The sequence below is a fragment of the Streptomyces sp. NPDC104096 genome, from assembly GCF_055584385.1.
In genome coordinates this window covers 16,144-34,477 of sequence record NZ_JBVJMD010000010.1, presented here as the reverse complement: position 1 = coordinate 34,477, position 18,334 = coordinate 16,144, and the positions used below count along the sequence as shown (strand labels likewise).

The window sequence follows — 18,334 nt, the reverse complement described above, 5'->3', positions numbered from 1 at the left end:
GCGCGCGGCAGAGGAATTCCTTGACCGCGCGCGGACAACGCACACCTTTGCACAGGCCGGGGAGACGGAACAAGTGATCCCGGAGTTTTGCGCATTCGGCTTCCTCGGACGGCAATTGACGAAACGTCAATCGACATCGCGCGACGGTTTCCCGTCCTTGCGCGAGGAGGAATTGCGGTAAGCATTCACCGGCGGATACGCACCTTTACGGGATGTCGTGGGGTTCGCGGAAGACCCCGCCGACAGCGAGGCGTCCGTGCGGCACCCGGTCGGCACCGCACGGACGCCCGCCCGGGTCGAGGCGGACGCCCGCGGTCGTCAGTGGCCGGCGACGGGGTGCGGGGTGTAGGGCTCCTGGAGCTGCTCGATCTCCTTGTCGCTCAGCTCCAGTTCGACGGCGGCCACGGCGTCCTGGAGGTGCTGCGGCTTGGCGGCGCCGACGATGGGCGCGGTCACCGTGTCCTGGTGCAGCAGCCAGGCGAGGGCGACCTGGGCGCGCGGCACCCCGCGCGCGGCGGCGATGCGGGTGACGGTCTCGACGATGTTCCGGTCGCTCTCCAGGTAGAGGGTGCTGCCGAAGGTGTCGCCCGTGCTGCGCCCGGTGACGGTGCCCCAGTCGCGGGTGAGGCGGCCCCGGGCGAGCGGGCTCCAGGGCAGCACGCCGACGCCCTGGTCCGCGCAGAGCGGCAGCATCTCCCGCTCCTCCTCGCGGTAGAGCAGGTTGTAGTGGTTCTGCATGGAGACGAACTTGGTCCAGCCGTGCCGTTCGGCGGTGTACTGGGCCTTGGAGAACTGCCAGGCGTACATCGAACTCGCCCCGATGTAGCGGACCTTGCCCGCCTTCACCAGATCGTGCAGGGCCTCCATCGTCTCCTCGACGGGAGTGTGCGGGTCCCAGCGGTGGATCTGGTAGAGGTCGACGTAGTCGGTGCCCAGGCGGGTGAGACTGTGGTCGATCTCGCTCATGATCGCCTTGCGGGACAGACCGCCGCCGTTGGGGCCGGTGTGCATCCGGCCGTGCACCTTGGTGGCGAGCACGATCTCGTCCCGGCGGGCGAAGTCGCGCAGCGCCTGGCCGACGATCTCCTCGCTGGTGCCGTCGGAGTAGACGTTGGCGGTGTCGAAGAAGTTGATCCCGGCGTCCAGCGCCTGCCGGATCAGCGGACGTGAGGCCTCCGCGTCGAGCGTCCACTCGTGCGCACCGCGGTCGGGCAGTCCGTAGGTCATGCAGCCCAGACAGATCCGCGACACGTCCAGACCCGTCGAACCGAGCTTCACGTACTGCATCGTTGCTGCTCCTGCCTTCGGATGGGGTACCTGACGGAGCGTACGGCGTCAGGCAGGCCCCAGCAGGTCCAGTGCCCGTGTCCAGTCGAAGTCGGGCCGTCGGCCGTCCGCCCCCGGCTCGCCGGAGTACGGGTCCCCGAAGCGCACGCCCATCTCGCGCAGGCGTACCAGGCTGCTCCGGTAGGCCGGGTGGCCGGCGAGGGCGTCGGCCACGCAGGGCAGCACGGCGATCGGGACGCCCATGCCGCAGGCCTCGTTCAGGGTGGCCAGGGCGAGGGTGTCGGCGATCCCGGCCGCCCACTTGTTGACGGTGTTGAAGGTGGCGGGCGCGACGACCACGGCGTCCGGGGCCGGGAAGGGGCGCGCCTCGCCCGGCCTGCGCCAGGCGGAGCGGACGGGGCGCCCGGTCCCGGCCTCGACGGCCGCCAGGTCGAAGAAGCCGTTGCCCGCCGCCGTGGGCGTGGCGAAGACGCCGACCTCCCAGTCGCACCGCTGCGCGGCGACGACGAGTGCGCCGACGTCCGCGGCGATGCCGGCCGCGCAGACGACGACGTAGAGGAATGGCTTCCCGTCCCGTTCGGTCATCCGCGCAGGTTACTGAACCGGGAAGGTGCGCCCGCGTTCGGCTTCGGGGCGCGGTCCGCGGATGCGGCGCTCCCGCTCCTCGATGGGTACGTCGTTGATGCTGGCCTCGCGCCGGGTCATCAGCCCCTGCCCGTCGAACTCCCAGAGCTCGTTCCCGTACGAGCGCCACCACCGCCCTTCGGCGTCGCGGCACTCGTACTGGAAGCGGACGGCGATGCGGTTGCCGTCGTAGGTCCACAGGTCCTTGCGCAGCGCGTAGTCCAGCTCGCGCCGCCACTTGGCGGTGAGGAACGCGACGATCTCCTCGCGGCCGGTGAGGAAGGTGTCGCGGTTGCGCCACACGGAGTCCTCCGAGTAGGCGAGCGCCACCTGGTGCGGGTCGCGGGTGTTCCAGGCGTCCTCGGCGGCCTGGACCTTCTGCTCGGCGGTGTGGCGGGTGAAGGGCGGCAGGGGCGGACGGGCGGCCATGGGCTTCCTCCTGGTCGGCGAGCAGGTCGAGAACGCGCGTCCCTGTCAGGAATGCGCGTTCCCACAGTTACCGAAACGGCCGGAGAACGTGCGCTCCCCCGTCGGCCCCGGCCCGGCTGCGCGGTGGTCAGTCGGCCGGGTCCGACAGGGTGATGGCGCCGACCGGGCAGGCCTTGACCGCCACCTTGACCATCGGGTCCCCCGCGCCGTCCTCCCGGCCGGGCAGGACCATGCTGAAGCCGTCGTCGTCCTGGGTGAAGACGCCGGGGGCGGCCAGCGCGCACTGGCCCGCCCCGATGCAGACGTCCTTGTCGATGTCGATACGCATGACCGGAGCCTCTTACCAGGTCACGGGGAGTTCCAGCATCCCCTGGATCGTGTCGCCGGGTTTGAAGGGGATGTCCTCGGCCGGGGCGGCGAGACGCAGTCCGGGCAGCCGCTGGAACAGGGTGCGCAGGGCGATCTCCATCTCGGCGCGGGCCAGGTTCTGGCCGAGGCACTGGTGGATGCCGAAGCCGAAGGCGACGTGGTGCCGTGCGGAGCGCGCGAAGTCCAGCGTGTCCGGCTCGGGGTAGGCGCTCTCGTCGCGGTTGATGACCGAGGTCGAGAAGAGCACTCCCTCGCCGGCCCGGATCGTCGCGCCCTCCACCTCGATGTCCTCGACGGCCTGCCGCAGCAGCCCGTCGGCGATCGACAGCAGCCGCATCAGCTCCTCGACGGCGGCGGGCAGCAGCGCGGGGTCGGCGCGCAGCTCGGCCAGCCGTTCGGGATGCCGGAGCAGGGTGAAGGTGCCGAGCGAGATCATGTTGGCGGTGGTCTCGTGGCCGGCGACGAGCAGGATGACACCGAGGGAGATCAGTTCGTCGCGCTCGACCTCGCCGTCGCCCGTCCGCTGGTGGATCAGGTCGTCGAGCACGCCGGAACCGGGCGGCTCCTTGCGTTTGCGGTCGATCAGGTCGCCGAGATACCCCTCCATCCGGGCGCGGGCGTCCAGCACGTCGGCGACGTCGGGGCCGCGCAGCAGCCGGCGCGACTGCTCCTCGAAGAAGTCGTGGTCGGCGTAGGGGACGCCGAGCAGGGCGCAGATCACCATCGACGGCACCGGCAGCGCGAAGGCGCTCACCAGGTCGGCGGGCGGGCCCTGCGCGATCATCGCGTCGAGCCGTTCGTCGACGATCCGCTGGATGTCGGGCCGCAGCGCGGCGGCGCGCTTGAGCGTGAAGCTGGGGACCAGCATCCGCCGCTGGGTGCGGTGCTCGGGGTCGTCGACGCCCAGCAGGGCCGTGCGGCGCTCGCGGATGGCGGCGAAGCGCGGATTGGTGATGGGGAAGCCCGGCCGGGTGCGGTCGGTCGACAGCCGCGGGTCGGCGAGCAGGGTGCGTGCGAGGCCGTGACCGGTGACGATCCAGGCCTGACGGCCGTCGTAGAGGGTGACGCGGGACAGCGGCCGGTCGGTGCGCAGGGGGTCGTAGGCCGTCGGCGGGTGATAGGGACAGCTCCGGTCCTGGGGGAAGGCGACGGGTTCCGAGAGTTCCGTCATGGGAGACCTCACAGACGAAGGGTGCGTCGTGCCGATCTTCATTAGATGCCCCAGGCACCTATGGAGCGACGCGATGTTCGGCCAGATCGACTAATCGGGCAATCTGTCCGGAACCTACCGCTCCGCCTGGCCGGTTCGGGGCTCTGTGCCCACGGTCACCTGGTAATTCGGTTGTCACAGGGCGCTCATCACCCCCATTATCCCGCCATGCCTACGATCCACGCCCTGCCGCCGACGCCCGCCGCCGCTGCCCCGGTGCGCGTCCAGCAGCAGCCCGGCCGCTCCGGAAGGATCGGTACGGTCCGGTCGTGACGGCCTCGCTCGTGGCCGGCCTGGTCGCGGGATACGGCATCGCCGTACCCGTCGGCGCGGTCGGCACCTACCTCGTCTCCCTCACCGCCCGCACCTCGCTGCGCACCGGCGCCTGCGCCGCGCTCGGCGTCGCCAGCGCCGACGGGCTCTACGCCCTGCTCGCGATGGCCGGCGGCTCCGCCCTCGCCGCCGCGCTGCGGCCGGTACTGGTGCCGTTGCGCTGGGCCTCCGCGCTGGTGCTGATCGCACTGGCGGTCCTGGGCACGGTCGCGGCGCTGCGCACCTACCGCGGCCATCGGCTCGCCACCCGCCCCGACCCGCCTCCCCCCAGCCCCTCCCGGGCCTATCTGGGGCTGCTCGGCATCACCCTGCTCAACCCCACCACCGTGATCTACTTCGCCGCGCTCGTCCTCGGCGCGGGCACCGCGGCCACGGCACCGCCGCTGGAACAGGGCGTCTTCGTCCTGGCGGCCTTCGCCGCGTCCGCGAGCTGGCAGCTCCTGCTCGCCGGCGGCGGCGCGCTGCTCGGCCGGGCGCTGACGGGCCACCGCGGCCGGCTGACCACGGCGCTGGCGTCCAGCGGGGTGATGGTGGTGCTGGCGGTGCGGATGCTGGTGACACCGGGGTAGGTGTCATCCGGTGCCGTCCTGCGTGACCCCGGAAGATTTCCGGGCGTTGCACTGTTGAAGGACGGTGCGATCACACCGTGCAACGCGACGATGGGACGGATGTCATGCCGCTTGAGGGCGAGTACGAACCCAGCACGCAGCAGTGGGTGCGCGACCAGGTGGAGCTGTACGAGAGCTCCGGAGGCACCAAGGGAACGACCCTGCTGGACACGGGACTGCCCGTCATCCTGCTGACCACGCGGGGCGCGAAGAGCGGCAAGATCCGCAAGACGCCGCTCATGCGCGTCGAGCACGACGGGCACTACGCGGCGGTGGCGTCGCTGGGCGGGGCGCCGAAGCACCCGGTCTGGTACCACAACGTGAAGGCCGATCCCCAGGTGGAGCTCCAGGACGGCCCGACCAAGCAGGACATGACCGCCCGTGAGGTGACCGGCGAGGAGAAGGCGGCGTGGTGGGAACGCGCCGTGGCCGCCTTCCCGCAGTACGCCGAGTACCAGAAGAAGACGTCCCGGGAGATCCCGGTGTTCGTCCTCGAACCGACCCCCGGGTACTGACCGCCCCCGAGCGGCCCTCCGACACCGAGCGGACCTTTTTCCGCTCCGGGAGGCATGGGACCGCGGCCCCCGGGCACCCGGTCCTCAGGCCCCGCCGCGCTCCCCCGTCGCGGCGGGGCTTTCCCGTGCCTCCCGCGCTCCCCGGTCGGTCACGTCGAGGAAGATCTCCCCGATCCCGGGGCACACCCGGCCGACGGACCCCTTGATGCGCACCGCGACCTCCTCGACCTCCTCGCTGTCCAGACCCGGCACCAGGTCGATCCGGGCGGCCACCAGGTTGGAGTCCAGGCCCGTCTTCATCGTGAACAGCGCCTCCACGCTGTCGATCTCGGGCTGCGCCCGCAGCAGGGACCGGATCCTGCCGAGCAGTTCCGGGTCGGCCGCCTCCCCGATGAGCTGGTCGCGCGCCTCGCGGCCGAGCCCGTAGGCGACGACGACCAGCAGCACACCGATCGCCATCGAGGCGGCCGCCTCCCACACCACCTGCCCGGTGACCATGTGCAGGGCCATGCCGGCCATGGCGATGGTCACGCCCAGCACGGCGGTGCCGTCCTCGGCGACGACCGTGCGCAGCGCCGGGTCGCGCAGTCCGGCCCAGCCGCCCTGGGCGCGCACCTGGTGCAGGGCGCGCAGCAGGGAGACGCCCTCGGCCACGAAGGCGACGGCGAGCACGGCCAGGCCCGCCACATAGCCGGCGAACTCCTCCTCGGTGCCGTTGCCGAGCGCCTCGACGCCCTGGAAGACGGAGAAGCAGCCGCCCATCACGAAGATCCCGACAGCCGCGAGGAGCGACCAGAAGTAACGCTCCTTGCCGTAGCCGAAGGGGTGACGCCGGTCGGGCGGCCGACGGCTGCGGCGCAGCGCGGCCAGCAGGAAGACCTCGTTCAGGCTGTCGGCCACGGAGTGCGCGGCCTCCGACATCAGCGCGGGCGAGCCCGCGAGGAGGCCGCCGACGAGCTTGGCGGCCGCGATGACGAGGTTGGCGGCCAGCGCGACCAGCACGGTGACCCGCGTCTTCCGGTCCGGTGCGCTGCGGGGGGTGGGTCCGTCCCGGTGTGTAGGCCCGTTCTGGGGCGTGGTCCCGCTCATCCTCGCCGACTGCCCCGCCGGGCACGCCTCATACCGGTCACGACGGAAAAGACGGCGGTCGGCCGTCCCGTCGGCGGCCCTCCCGTCGGCGGCCCTCCCGTCCGGGCGACCGGGCCGGCCGGGCCGGCCGGGCCCCGTGGGCGGTCGGGTCACCGTCAGCCCAGCTTCGGCGCCATGGACGGCAGCAGGCGCAGGGTGAAGGAGTGGCCGGCCGGATCGGCGTATCCGCGCTCCTCGTACGCGGTCGGCGCGCCCTTGGTCTCCAGCGGGCGTCCGCCGAGTCCCACGATCCGGCGTTCCGCCTCGTCCAGGTCCTCGACCAGGAAGTCCAGGTGGACCTGGAGGGCGTTCTCGGGACGCGGCCAGCTCGGCGGGGTCGCGTTGGTGTCGCGGCGGAACCCCAGCCGGGTACCGCCGGGGCTCATGATCTCCACCATGTTGGCGGTGACGACGGTCTCCTCGGCCTCCAGGAGTTCCTTGTAGAACACCGCGAGCTTCTCGGGCTCGGCGCAGTCGAGCACCACGACGCCCGCCTTCACCACTGACATGTCGCCTCCGCAGGGGTCCCGGGCGCGGGGCGTGTCTGCCCCGCGCCTCCTGCGGGCCGGATGCCCCGGCAGGGCCGATTCAGTCGGCCACCAGCCACTCCCCGTCCCGCATCAGGTCCCGTCCGTCGAGCTCGTTCACCTCGCGCCAGGCCTGCACCCGGTCGGGGCGCACCCGGAAGTACAGGTAGGGCGTGGCGAGCAGCCGGGGGTCGAAGCCGGTCTTGCCCGCGAAGATCTCGGCGTCCTCCTCGGGCAGCTCGGCGGGCGGCACGGTGAGGACGGGCCCCTCGACGATCACCACGTCGCGGGTGAGGCCGATACCGAGCCGTGCCCGGCCCGTGGCGCGCAGATTACGGCCGGTGGGACTGGCTTCCGGGGTGGCGAACAGCAGGGTCGCGCCGTCCCAGAAGAAGGAGAGCGGAACCAGGTAGGGGGCGCCTCCCGCCTCGTCGGCCGTGGCGACCCAGGCGTCCACGTCGTGTTCGAGGCGGTGCAGGGTGTCCTGTTTGCGCTGCTTGGCGGCGCGTGCTGGTGGCGGGGTCATCGTCGAAGGCCTCCGGGCGGGACGTCGTACCTCACTGACGGGTTCACGTCTTCCAGTGTGACCGGCAGGTCCCCTCCCGCACCCGGATCTCCGCCGGGCGCGCCGCCGGGCCAGGGCGGCGACCCCTTATGACAACACCGTTGACCAGTTGTGTCCCCGGCCAGTTTCATGTGCGTTCACCGGGGCCGACCAGGCCCCCCGGTGCGAGCGGAGTACTGGCCATGACCGACAAGCCCTACGGCGCCGACCCTCCCGCGCGGCCCGTGCTGCGCAAGTCCCTCGGCGTCCTCGACGGCGTCGCGATCGCCGCGTCCAGCACGGCGGCGACCACCACCATCGGCATCGGCCTCGGGGTCACGGCCGGGGTGGTGGGCCTGCGTCTGCCGGCCATCATGCTGCTGGCGTTCGTGCCGATCCTGGGGATCGCGGGAGCGTACGCGCGGCTGAACCGGGTCGAGCCGAACGCGGGCAACGGCTATGTGTGGGTCGGGCGTTCGCTGACGCCGTGGCTCGGCTTCATGGTCGGCTGGGTGAACATCGTGGCCACGGTGGCGTTCCTCGCGTACACGACCGCGGTCACCGGGTCGGCGATGATGCAGCTGGCCGGGGAGGCCGGACTGCACCGGGTGGGCGGGCTGACGCTGGACCCGGGCTCCACGGCGCAGACCACCGCGGTCGGGATCGTGGCACTGGCCGCGGTGACCCTGACCGCCGTCACCGGCATCCGCACGGCGGCCCGGCTCCAGACCGGACTGCTCGTCTTCGAGTACGTGGTGCTGATCGGGTTCTGCGGCTACGGCATCGTCGCCGGCCCGCACCCCTTCAGCCTGAGCTGGTTCGATCCCTTCGCGATCCCGTCGGCCTCCGCGCTGGCCCAGGGACTGCTGCTGTCGGTGTTCTGCTACTGGGGCTTCGACGCCGCCTTCAGCGTCAACGAGGAGGTGCGCGAACCGCGGGACGCCTCGCGCGCCGGGTTCATCACCCTGGGGACGATGCTGGCGCTGTTCCTGCTCGGCTCGGTCGCCTTCCAGCGGGTGCTGTCGCAGGACGAGCTGGCCGGTCACGGCGCCGAGGGGCTGGCCTACTTCGGCGAGCGGCTGGCGGCGCAGCCACTGGCCACACTGCCGCTGGTGGCGCTGATGTTCTCGGCCGTCGCCTCGCTCCAGGCCGGGGTGATCCCCACGGCCCGCGGGATGTTCGCGATGAGCCGGGACCGCACGCTCGGACCGGTGTGGTCCAGGGTCAGCTCCCGCTACGGGACCCCGGCGGCCGGCACCCTGCTGATCGGCGCGCTGGCCATGGCGGTGGCGGGACTCGCCCTGGTCATCCCGCGGCTGGCCGACATGATCCTGGCGACGGTGAACGCGGTGGGCATCGTCGTCGCGCTGTCGTACGCGCTCACCGCGCTGGCCGCGGCCGTGCGCTTCCGCGGGCTGCTGCGCCAGGACTGGCGGCAGGGCGTGCGCGCGGTGGTCCTGCCGGGCCTGAGCGCGGCGGCGCTGCTGGGTCTGGGCGGCTACCTCTGCTGGTCCTTCTACACCTCCGCCGACCATCTCGAACTCAGCCCGGACAACGGCTGGTTCCTGCTGCTGGCGCCCGCGGCGATGGTGGCCTCGGGCCTGGTGGCCGCCGCCTGGGCCAAGTGGGTGCGCCGCTCGCCCTACTTCCGCACCGGCGACGGCACCGACGCCGACGCGCCGCAACTGCTCACCACCGCCCCCTGACGTACGGGGAAATCGAGAACACGCACGCCGACGCACGAGGAAACCGAGAACATGCACGCTGACCTTCTCTTCACCGGTGGCGCCGTCCTCACGCCCGAGGGCCGCACCGCCACCACCGTCGCCGTGACCGGCGACCGCGTCACCGCCGTCGGCGACGACGGACTGCGCGAACTCGCCGGGCCCCGCACGGAGGTGGTCGACCTGGCCGGCGGACTGCTGCTGCCCGGCTTCCAGGACGCGCACGTCCACCCGGTGCCGGCCGGACTCGAACTCACCCAGTGCGACCTCACCGGGACCCGCACCGCCGACGAGACCCTGGCCGCCGTGCGCGCGTACGCGCTGGCGCATCCGGAGCGGGAGTGGATCCTCGGCGGCGGCTGGTCGATGGAGGCGTTCGAGGGCGGTACGCCCACGAAGGAACTCCTCGACGCGGTCGTCCCCGACCGGCCGGTGTACCTGCCCAACCGCGACCACCACGGGGCCTGGGTCAACAGCCGCGCCCTCGCGCTGGCCGGCATCACCCGGGACACCCCCGACCCGGCCGACGGGCGGATCGAGCGCGACGCCTCCGGCGAGCCGGGCGGCACGCTCCAGGAAGGCGCGATGCAGCTGGTCGGGCGGCTCGCCCCGGTGGCCACGCAGGCCGACCGGCTGGCCGCGCTGCTGCACGCCCAGCGGGCCCTGCACGCCCTGGGCGTCACCGCCTGGCAGGACGCGCTCGTCGGGGGGTTCGTCGGCCTGGACGACCCGTCCGAGGCGTACCGGACGGCGGCCCGGGACGGCTCGCTGACCGCGCGCGTGGTCGGCGCCCTGTGGTGGGACCGCGAGCGCGGCGCCGAGCAGATACCCGAACTCGTCGAACGGCGGGAGGAGTTGAGCCACGGCCGGTTCCGGGCGGGCAGCGTGAAGCTGATGCTGGACGGGGTCGCCGAGAACAGCACCGCCGCGCTCCTCGACCCGTATCTGGACCGGTGCGGCTGCGCCACGGCCAACCGGGGCACCAGTTTCGTCGACGCCGCGCGCCTGCCCGGGTACGTGACGGAGCTGGACGCGCTCGGCTTCCAGTGCCACTTCCACGCGCTCGGCGACCGGGCCGTGCGCGACGCCCTGGACGCGATCGAGGCGGCCCGAGCGGCGAACGGGCCGAGCGACACCCGGCCGCATCTGGCGCACCTCCAGGTCGTGCACCCCGACGACGTGCCGCGCTTCGCCCGGCTGGGCGCGACCGCCAACATCCAGCCGCTGTGGGCGGCGCACGAACCGCAGATGGACGAGCTGACGATTCCCTTCCTCGGGCCCGAACGGGCCGCGTGGCAGTACCCGTTCGGCTCGCTGCTGCGCTCCGGCGCCACCCTCGCGGCGGGCAGCGACTGGCCGGTCAGCAGCCCGGACCCGCTCCAGGGCATCCATGTGGCGGTCAACCGGGTCCAGCCCGGCGGCGACGGCCCGGTCTTCCTGCCGGGCGAGCGCATCGACCTGGGCCGGGCGCTGACGGCGTACACCGCCGGATCGGCGTACGTGAACCACCTCGACGACACCGGGAAGGTGTCCCCGGGCGCACTCGCGGACCTGGTGGTGCTGGACCGTGACCCGTTCGCGGGACCGCCGGAGGCGATCGCCGGGACGCGTGTGCGACGTACCTACGTCGGCGGCGAACTGGTGCACTCTGCCGACTAGTTCGGTCACGGCGGGGAGCCCCGTCATCTTCTTGGACAAGTGTCCATGTACAGTGGACGCCTGTCCAAGAAGGAGAAGACATGGAAGCCGTCGCGAACGTGCTGGTCGGCCTGGTGGCCGTGCTGCACGGGTACATCCTGGTGCTGGAGATGTTCCTGTGGCAGAAGAAGCCCGGCCGGGCGCTGCACGGCTTCGCGCCGGAGCTGGCGCGGGCGACCGCCCCGCTCGCCGCCAACCAGGGGCTCTACAACGGCTTTCTCGCCGCCGGCCTGGTTTGGGGCCTGCTCGCCGACGACCCGACCGGCCGGCAGGCCCAGATCTTCTTCCTGTGCTGCGTGGTGGTCGCGGGCGGGTACGGCGCCGCGACGGCGAACCGCCGCATCCTGTTCGCGCAGGCGCTGCCCGGTGCGCTCGCCCTGGCCGCCGTGCTGGTCGCCCGGTGAACCGCACCGCCTCCGAGGACCCGCGGGCCGCCCGCACCCGGGCCCGGCTGCGGGCGGCCCTGCTCGCCGAGTGCGCCGAACGGCCGCTCGCGGAGGTCGGGGTGGCCGCGCTGGTCCGCCGGGCCGGTGTCGGCCGGGCCACCTTCTACGTGCACTACGCCGACCTCGAGGCGCTCGCCGTCGACGCCTGTGCGGACGTCGTGCGCGAGGCCGTGGAGGCGCTGCACGCCTGGCGCGGCAGGCCCGACCCGGTGCACGCGCCACCCGCGCTCGCCGCGTTCTTCGACTCGCTCACCCCGCATGCCGCCCTCTACCGCGCCCTGCTGGGCCCCGGCGGCGCGGGCCCGCTCGGCCGGGTGCTGCACAGCGACCTGCGGGCCTACAGCCTGCGCGAGCGCGCACTCGCGGGGGCGGCCGACGCGCCCCTGGTCGCCTCGGCCGTAGCCGCCACCTTCACGGGGGTGCTGGGCGACTGGCTGCACGGGCTGCTGGAGGCGTCCGCCGCCGAGATCTCCGACCAGGTCTGGCAGTTGCTCGTGGCCCTGCACGCGAGCCGCTGAGCGCACGTCCACCGGCCCGGGACGCGGGGCACCACCGGGCCGAGCTGCCGCGCTGTCGCCCCGCACGCCCTCGGGGCCGCGCGCCGCCCCGAACCGGCCCGCCCCCCTTGGCTCAGATCTTGAAAGAAGTCGGCCTCAATTCGAAGACATATGTCAATCGAACATGCTCAAATTCATTCGTCGGAGGGTAACTTGCAGGACGGGGAAGGAAGTTGGGGTCCCCGTCCCCGGAGCGGGTTGGAGGCGATGTCGTCGTGCGGGAACCGGCGCCATTCACCCGGCAGCTGCGCGTCCACCAGGACCGGGGTCACACGGTCCTGGAGTTCCACGGCGAGATCGACATCGCCGCGGCCGCGGAGATCGTCCCGCACCTGGACCACGCCACCTCCGGCCCCGAACCACGGGTCGTGATCGACCTCGCCGAGATCGAGTTCTTCGACTGCTCGGGGCTGCGCCTGCTCTACCGGGCCCGGCACCGGGTCCTCGACCGCGGCGGACAGCTCCACCTGGTCTGCACCCACCCGACGACGCTGCGCGTCCTGCGGCTCACCGGCCTGTCCCGGCTGCTGCCGCCCCGGCCCACCCTGGACGCGGCGCTGGGCCGGCCCGAGGCCACCTCCGGCACCTTATGACCCCACCCCGTCTCATGACCCCGCCCCGCCGTCCCCCGCCGCCGGCTCGGTCCGCGGCGCGTCGAACAGGGCGCTGACGGACTCGCCGTTGTGGATACGGCGTACGGCCTCCGCGAGCGCCGGGGCGATGGAGAGGATCCGCAGCTTGTCGGTGTGCTCCTCGGCCGGCACCGGAACCGTGTTGGTGCACACGATCTCCAGCACGTCGGGCTGCTCGCTGAGCCGCTTGAGCGCCCCCGCCGCGAACAGCCCGTGCGTGCACGCCACCCGGATGCTGCGCGGCCCCATCTCCCGCAGCCGCTCCAGGAGTTCGAGCACCGTACTGCCCTTGGCGATCTCGTCGTCGAGGACGATGACGTCCCGTCCGGTGACATCTCCGATCACCGTGCTGATGCTCACCCGGTCGTCCGCGTAGCGCTGCTTGGCCCCGGCGGCCACCCGGGCGCCGATCAGCCGGGCGAAGGCCGCGGCCTCCTTGGCGTTGCCCAGGTCGGGCGACACGACGGTGGTGCTCGTCAGGTCGTACCGGCGGAAGTGCGCGGCCAGTTCACGGTGGGCGTGCAGATGGTCGACCGGGACCGAGAAGAAGCCGTGCACCTGGGGCGCGTGCAGGGCCATGGTGAGAACCCGGCGGGCGCCCGCCGCCACCATCAGGTCCGCGACCATGCGCCCGCCCAGGGAGATACGGGGCGCGTCCTTCTTGTCCGAACGGGCGTAGGAGTAGTGCGGCATGACGACCGTGATCCGGCCGGCCGAGGCGCCACGGGCCGCGTCGCACATCAGCAGCAGTTCGACCAGGTGCTCCTGGACCGGCCGGACCAGCGGCTGGACGAGGAAGACGTCCCGCTCCCGGCAGTTCGCCTGGAGCTGGACCTCCAGGCAGTCGTTCGCGAACCTGCTCACCCGGGTGGGCCTGAGCGGCACGCCGAGATGGGCACAGAGCTCCGAGGCCAGCTCGGGGTGGGCACTGCCGGTGAAGACGGCGATGTCTCGCACGATCCGCTCCTCGCCTGACCAGGTCGCCCTGGTCGCCTGGGGTCGATTCACGTGGGGCCGGTCGTACCGGGCCTGATCCCCATGCTCCACGAGCAGCGACCCGGCCGCGAGGCGGCGGCCGCGCCGTCCCGGGCGTCCGCATGCCGACCGCGGGTACGGGCGGGGTCACCGGCGGGATCGACGGTGGGGCCGCCGGACGAAACGGATCAGCCAACCGGGCTGTCTGACGGCGGAATTGACGGGCATCCGGCCAGTAGGAAGGAGGACCGTCGACATGACCTCATCGATCAGGCGCATCCCCCGGCGCATGCCCGGCTGGGCGAAGGTGCTGACCGCCTTCGTGCTGGTGCTCGTCGTGCTGTTCGCCGGCATCCGGCTGGCCGTACTACCGGGGCTGCGGGACCTGTTCGGCACCGAGACCCAGGACCGCTCGGGTCCCGCACTCCTCAAGTCCATTCAGGACATGAGCCGTTACGACGCCGCCTCCGGCAACTTCCAGGTCGTCGTGGACCTGGAGAAGGATGCCAAGTACCTGCCCGACGCGCTGCACGGCAGCCGCACCCTGTACGTCGGGGCGGGCACCGTCGACGCGTACGTCGACCTCGGCGGGCTCGGCAAGGGCGACGTGACGGTGAACGACGACCGTACGTCCGCCACCCTGCGGCTGCCGCACGCCCAGCTCGGCAAGCCGGCCCTCGACCCCGACCGTTCCTACGCCGTCTCCAAGCAGCGCGGTCTCCTCGACCGGCTCGGCGACCTCTTCTCGGACAACCCGAACGGCGAACAGGCCGTGCAGAAACTGGCGGTCCGGCACATCGGCGACGCGGCCGAGGACAGCGGGCTGACGACACGGGCCGAGACCAACACCACGGACATGCTCGAAGGGCTGCTGGGTTCCCTCGGCTTCAAGGAGGTGCACATCACGTACGGGAGCTGACCGACCGTCCGCACCACCGGATTACCGGACCACCGCTCGGTGGTCCCCGACCCATCACCGCCGACAGGTGATCCCCACCCGGTCGTCCCCGACCGCCGGAGCCGGCACGCGGGCGCACTCCGGGCGCCCGGCCGGGCCCGGCATCGACCCTGCGATCGCGGGTAACCCCCCTACAACGTCGGGAAGTTGAAGCATGGAGGAACCTATGGCCCGCGCAGCCTCCAGGCCGCGTACCGCCCTACGATCGCTCACGAAGCCCAAGGCCACGGCGAAACCGAAGAACGCCGCGAAACCGAAGAACGGGACCAAAGCGAAAGCCGACACGAAAGCGAAAGCCACCACGAAACCGAAGTTCGCCGCCCGGGCGAGGGCGGCCGTCAAGGCGAAGCGCGGGTCCACGGCGCGGCCGGCCCGTGACGAGCGCCGTCCGCTGCCCCTCCCGCTGCGCGTCCTGGCGATGCTGTGCGCCTTCGTGTTCATGGTGGCGTTCGCCGTCGTGCTGGCCAAGCTCACCCTCGAACCCTCGCCCGCGTCGGTGGCGCTCACCCACACGAACCTGCATCCGGGCCGCTCCCTCGAGGCCTATCTGGACCAGCCCGCGTTGCGTGACGCGGTCAAGCAGATCGGCGGGAACGTGCTGCTCGGGGTGCCGTTCGGTGTCCTGGTGCCGGTCGTGGCCCCGCAGACCCGCGGGTTGCTGCGGGTACTGCTGCTGACCGCGACCGTGATGCTCCTGGTGGAGTTCGCGCAGGGCGCCCTGATCACCGGACGGGCCTTCGACATCGACGACGTCATCCTCAACACCACGGGAGCGCTGGTGGGTTATCTGCTCCTGGGCCGACGGCTGAGCCGGGCGGTACACGCCCGCAAGCGGTCGCGGTAACGGCTGTCCGGAGGCCCGGCCGGGCGCCTTCCGCCCGGCCGTCCGACGCGGTGCCCGACGGTACCCGTGCCCCCGCGGGGGTGCGGGTGCCCGCGCGACCGGCCGCGCACGGCCCCCGGGACGGTGACCGCCCGGTCGGCGCGACCCTCAGGTGCGGCCCCAGTGCAGCTTCCAGGTGAACTTGTCCCCGCCGACCCAGCGGACCACGTCCGGGTCGTCGAGGTCGTGGATGACGATGCCGGACGCGGCCGCCGCCGCGAGGACGTCGGTGACGGTCCTCGCCTCACCGACCACCTCGCCGTCGATCTCCACGATGCGAAACGGCGGGTCGCCCGGCTGGACGCCGAGCACCATGATCCGCGGACTGCCGATGTGAGGGCACGCGACTTCGGTCATGTCTTCGAGCCTAAATCGCAACCGGCGGTGGCGGGCGGCCCGCGTCACCCGTCGGGCCCATCAGGTTCACCGACCCGGTGGCCGGCCGTGGTGCGGCCCGGCTCCGGCCGGGCAACCCTGGATCCAGGAGGTGGTGATGGAGCCCGTGCAGGCCCTGGAGCGGATCGCCTTTCTGCTGGAACGGTCCGCGGCACCGACGTACCGCGTCCGCGCCTTTCGCACCGCGGCGCGCGTGCTGCGGCGACTGCCCGAGGCGGAGCTGCGCGAGCGGGCCGCGGCCGGGACGCTGGCGGGGCTCAGGGGCGTGGGGCCGAAGACCGCCAAGGCCGCGGCCGAGGCGCTGGACGGGCAGGTGCCCGGCTATCTGTCGAACCTGGAGGACACCGGGGCCGCGGGCCCGCTCGCCGACGGAGGTGAGCAGTTGCTGGCCCTGCTGCGCGGGGACTGCCATCTGCACTCCGACTGGTCGGACGGCGGCAGCCCGATCGAGGAGATGGGCCGGACCGCGGCCGCGCTCAGGCACGAGTGGGCGGCGCTCACCGACCACTCCCCCAGGCTGACGGTGGCCCGCGGACTGTCGCCCGAGCGGCTGCGCGAGCAGCTCGAGGTGGTGGCGGAGCTCAACGGGACCTGGGCGCCGTTCCGGCTGCTGACCGGCATCGAGTGCGACATCCTCGACGACGGCACCCTCGACCAGGAGCCGGAACTGCTGGAGCGGCTCGACGTCGTCGTGGTGTCCGTCCATTCCAAGCTGCGCATGGACGCCCGGTCGATGACCCGCCGCATGGTGGTCGCCGTACGCGATCCGCACGCCGACGTCCTGGGGCACTGCACGGGACGCCTGGTCGCCGGACGAACCCGGCCGGAGTCGGAGTTCGACGCGGACGAGGTGTTCGCCGCGTGCGCCGAGTCCGGTACGGCCGTGGAGATCAACAGCCGTCCGGAACGGCTCGACCCGCCCGAACCGCTGCTGCGCCGGGCCGTGGCGGCGGGCGTGCTGTTCGCCGTCGACACCGACGCCCACGCGCCGGGCCAGCTGGACTGGCAGGCGCTCGGCTGCGCGCGGGCCGAGAAGTGCGGGGTGCCCGCGGACCGCGTGGTGACCACCTGGCGCGCGGACGAACTGCTGGCCTGGACCCGGGACGGCCGGGTCCCCGCGTCGGCCTCCCAGGACCCATCGCTCGGAGTGACGCGGATCACCACGAGCGGCGGCCGGGCGGGGAACAGCGACCGGTGATTGCCCGTTGAACCAACCGTGGGCGCGGAGGGGACAGTGTGCCCGGGCCTCACCTTCTGCCCCCAGGGACGATCGTCCGGCTGAAGCCCTGGGGAGCCCTCGCCGCGAGGCGACCGCCCTCCGCTCCCACCCTGTGCCGCCCCGACCGTGATTCCCCCGTCCGGTCGGGGCTCTCCACTGTCCGGCCGTGAGCGCCCTCCGCCCGGTCGGCTCTCCGCCGCCACCGACCGAATGCGCTTGACTTCGAGAGCACTCGAATTCGTAGCGTTCGGGGCATGACCACCGCACAGCACAGGATCGGCTCGGGCTTCGGCGCCGAGAGCACCGCCGACGACGTCCTCCAGGGCATCGACCTCACCGGCAGGCTCGCCGTCGTCACCGGCGGCTACTCGGGCCTCGGACTGGAGACCACCCGGGCCCTGACGAAGGCGGGCGCCCACGTGGTCGTACCGGCCCGCCGCCCGGACACCGCCCGGGAGGCGCTCGCCGGAATGGACGGCGTCGAACTCGACGAGCTGGACCTCGGCGACCTGGAGAGCGTGCGCGGCTTCGCCGAACGCTTCCTCGCCTCCGGCCGGACCGTGGACCTCGTCATCGACAACGCCGGGATCATGGCCTGCCCGGAGACCCGGGTCGGGCCCGGCTGGGAGGCCCAGTTCGCCACCAACCACCTGGGGCACTTCGCCCTGGTCAACCGTCTGTGGCCGGCGATCGCGGCGGGCGGCGCGCGTGTCGTCTCCGTCTCCTCGCGCGCCCACCACTTCTCCGGCATGCGCTGGGACGACGTCCACTGGCGCCACGGCTACGACAAGTGGGAGGCGTACGGACAGGCCAAGACGGCGAACGTGCTGTTCGCCGTGGAGCTGGACCGGCTGGGCCGGGACGCGGGCGTACGGGCCTTCTCGCTGCACCCCGGCGGCATCATCACCCCGCTCCAGCGGCACATCCCCCAGGAGGAGATGATCGAGCGCGGCTGGATCGACGCCGAGGGCAACGTGCTGAACCCGAAGGGCTTCAAGACCCCCGAACAGGGTGCGGCGACCCAGGTGTGGGCGGCGACCTCGCCCCGGCTGGACGGCCTGGGCGGCCTGTACCTGGAGGACTGCGACGTCGCCGAGCCGGCCGTGGAGGGCGGCGAGCCCAACGGCGTGAAGGACTGGGCCACCGATCCCGCGCAGGCCGCGCGGCTGTGGTCGCTGTCGGCCGGGCTCACCGGGGTCGACGCCTTCTCCGGCTGAGCACCGCGCCGAGAACTCCCCGGCCGGTCCGAGCGGGGCGCGGACGTCGTGACCT

At 72.6% G+C, this 18,334-nt stretch carries 21 protein-coding genes; 11 read left to right on the top strand and 10 right to left on the bottom strand.

What is annotated here, in order from left to right:
* Positions 1 to 318 precede the first annotated feature (318 nt).
* The 5 genes from ACZ60B_RS13605 to ACZ60B_RS13585 form a co-directional block, all read right to left on the bottom strand.
* The gene (locus tag ACZ60B_RS13605; RefSeq protein WP_469386362.1) at positions 319 to 1,287 is read right to left on the bottom strand and encodes an aldo/keto reductase; all 969 of its coding nucleotides are present in this window, start codon (positions 1,285 to 1,287) and stop codon (positions 319 to 321) included.
* Positions 1,288 to 1,335: 48 nt separating this feature from the next.
* Positions 1,336 to 1,872, bottom strand: coding sequence for a flavoprotein (locus tag ACZ60B_RS13600; protein WP_469386360.1), 537 nt, complete (start codon positions 1,870 to 1,872; stop codon positions 1,336 to 1,338).
* A gap of 9 nt (positions 1,873 to 1,881) precedes the next feature.
* Positions 1,882 to 2,340, bottom strand: a complete 459-nt coding sequence (locus tag ACZ60B_RS13595) for a nuclear transport factor 2 family protein (RefSeq protein WP_469386358.1) — start codon at positions 2,338 to 2,340, stop codon at positions 1,882 to 1,884.
* A gap of 127 nt (positions 2,341 to 2,467) precedes the next feature.
* Positions 2,468 to 2,668 carry a ferredoxin gene (locus tag ACZ60B_RS13590; protein ID WP_469386356.1) on the bottom strand — a complete coding sequence of 67 codons (201 nt, stop codon included), beginning with the start codon at positions 2,666 to 2,668 and terminating at the stop codon, positions 2,468 to 2,470.
* A 12-nt stretch (positions 2,669 to 2,680) separates the two neighbouring features.
* Positions 2,681 to 3,880 carry a cytochrome P450 gene (locus ACZ60B_RS13585; RefSeq protein WP_469386355.1) on the bottom strand — a complete coding sequence of 400 codons (1,200 nt, stop codon included), beginning with the start codon at positions 3,878 to 3,880 and terminating at the stop codon, positions 2,681 to 2,683.
* 308 nt (positions 3,881 to 4,188) lie between these two features.
* Between ACZ60B_RS13585 and ACZ60B_RS13580 the strand changes: the two genes are divergently transcribed.
* Positions 4,189 to 4,821, top strand: coding sequence for a LysE family transporter (locus ACZ60B_RS13580; protein WP_469386353.1), 633 nt, complete (start codon positions 4,189 to 4,191; stop codon positions 4,819 to 4,821).
* Between the two features lie 104 nt (positions 4,822 to 4,925).
* Positions 4,926 to 5,375, top strand: a complete 450-nt coding sequence (locus ACZ60B_RS13575) for a nitroreductase family deazaflavin-dependent oxidoreductase (RefSeq protein ID WP_469386351.1) — start codon at positions 4,926 to 4,928, stop codon at positions 5,373 to 5,375.
* 84 nt (positions 5,376 to 5,459) lie between these two features.
* On the opposite strand, the gene ACZ60B_RS13570 is transcribed toward ACZ60B_RS13575, so the two are convergent.
* The 3 genes from ACZ60B_RS13570 to ACZ60B_RS13560 all read right to left on the bottom strand — a co-directional run bounded on the left by ACZ60B_RS13570 (position 5,460) and on the right by ACZ60B_RS13560 (position 7,556).
* Positions 5,460 to 6,464, bottom strand: a complete 1,005-nt coding sequence (locus ACZ60B_RS13570) for a cation diffusion facilitator family transporter (RefSeq protein ID WP_469386349.1) — start codon at positions 6,462 to 6,464, stop codon at positions 5,460 to 5,462.
* Between the two features lie 155 nt (positions 6,465 to 6,619).
* Positions 6,620 to 7,012: a VOC family protein gene (locus tag ACZ60B_RS13565; protein ID WP_469386347.1), complete on the bottom strand. Its 393-nt coding sequence runs from the start codon at positions 7,010 to 7,012 to the stop codon at positions 6,620 to 6,622.
* Between the two features lie 79 nt (positions 7,013 to 7,091).
* The gene (locus ACZ60B_RS13560) at positions 7,092 to 7,556 is read right to left on the bottom strand and encodes a pyridoxamine 5'-phosphate oxidase family protein (protein WP_469386345.1); all 465 of its coding nucleotides are present in this window, start codon (positions 7,554 to 7,556) and stop codon (positions 7,092 to 7,094) included.
* A gap of 221 nt (positions 7,557 to 7,777) precedes the next feature.
* Here ACZ60B_RS13560 and ACZ60B_RS13555 point away from each other — a divergent pair, with 221 nt between their 5' ends.
* The 5 genes from ACZ60B_RS13555 (at position 7,778) to ACZ60B_RS13535 (ending at position 12,592) form a co-directional block, all read left to right on the top strand.
* The gene (locus tag ACZ60B_RS13555; RefSeq protein WP_469386342.1) at positions 7,778 to 9,280 is read left to right on the top strand and encodes an APC family permease; all 1,503 of its coding nucleotides are present in this window, start codon (positions 7,778 to 7,780) and stop codon (positions 9,278 to 9,280) included.
* 51 nt (positions 9,281 to 9,331) lie between these two features.
* On the top strand, positions 9,332 to 10,957 hold the full coding sequence (locus ACZ60B_RS13550) for an amidohydrolase (protein ID WP_469386340.1): 1,626 nt from the start codon (positions 9,332 to 9,334) through the stop codon (positions 10,955 to 10,957).
* An 80-nt stretch (positions 10,958 to 11,037) separates the two neighbouring features.
* Entirely contained in the window at positions 11,038 to 11,400 is a 363-nt protein-coding gene (locus tag ACZ60B_RS13545) for a DUF1304 domain-containing protein (protein WP_469386338.1), read from the top strand.
* On the top strand, positions 11,397 to 11,960 hold the full coding sequence (locus ACZ60B_RS13540) for a TetR/AcrR family transcriptional regulator (RefSeq protein WP_469386335.1): 564 nt from the start codon (positions 11,397 to 11,399) through the stop codon (positions 11,958 to 11,960). The genes ACZ60B_RS13545 and ACZ60B_RS13540 overlap by 4 nt, the downstream gene beginning before the upstream one ends.
* Positions 11,961 to 12,214: 254 nt before the next feature.
* Positions 12,215 to 12,592: an anti-sigma factor antagonist gene (locus tag ACZ60B_RS13535; protein WP_450665384.1), complete on the top strand. Its 378-nt coding sequence runs from the start codon at positions 12,215 to 12,217 to the stop codon at positions 12,590 to 12,592.
* A gap of 12 nt (positions 12,593 to 12,604) precedes the next feature.
* Here the strand turns inward: ACZ60B_RS13535 and ACZ60B_RS13530 are convergent, their stop codons facing one another.
* Positions 12,605 to 13,588, bottom strand: coding sequence for a ribose-phosphate diphosphokinase (locus tag ACZ60B_RS13530; protein WP_469386333.1), 984 nt, complete (start codon positions 13,586 to 13,588; stop codon positions 12,605 to 12,607).
* Positions 13,589 to 13,862: 274 nt separating this feature from the next.
* Between ACZ60B_RS13530 and ACZ60B_RS13525 the strand changes: the two genes are divergently transcribed.
* Both ACZ60B_RS13525 and ACZ60B_RS13520 read left to right on the top strand, forming a co-directional pair.
* Entirely contained in the window at positions 13,863 to 14,525 is a 663-nt protein-coding gene (locus tag ACZ60B_RS13525; RefSeq protein ID WP_469386331.1) for a DUF4230 domain-containing protein, read from the top strand.
* A gap of 430 nt (positions 14,526 to 14,955) precedes the next feature.
* Positions 14,956 to 15,408, top strand: a complete 453-nt coding sequence (locus ACZ60B_RS13520; RefSeq protein WP_469386651.1) for a VanZ family protein — start codon at positions 14,956 to 14,958, stop codon at positions 15,406 to 15,408.
* A gap of 147 nt (positions 15,409 to 15,555) precedes the next feature.
* On the opposite strand, the gene ACZ60B_RS13515 is transcribed toward ACZ60B_RS13520, so the two are convergent.
* Entirely contained in the window at positions 15,556 to 15,804 is a 249-nt protein-coding gene (locus ACZ60B_RS13515; protein WP_469386329.1) for a hypothetical protein, read from the bottom strand.
* 136 nt (positions 15,805 to 15,940) lie between these two features.
* Here ACZ60B_RS13515 and ACZ60B_RS13510 point away from each other — a divergent pair, with 136 nt between their 5' ends.
* Positions 15,941 to 17,041: a PHP domain-containing protein gene (locus ACZ60B_RS13510; RefSeq protein WP_469386327.1), complete on the top strand. Its 1,101-nt coding sequence runs from the start codon at positions 15,941 to 15,943 to the stop codon at positions 17,039 to 17,041.
* A 275-nt stretch (positions 17,042 to 17,316) separates the two neighbouring features.
* Entirely contained in the window at positions 17,317 to 18,279 is a 963-nt protein-coding gene (locus ACZ60B_RS13505; protein WP_469386325.1) for an SDR family NAD(P)-dependent oxidoreductase, read from the top strand.
* The last annotated feature ends 55 nt before the right edge of the window (positions 18,280 to 18,334 follow it).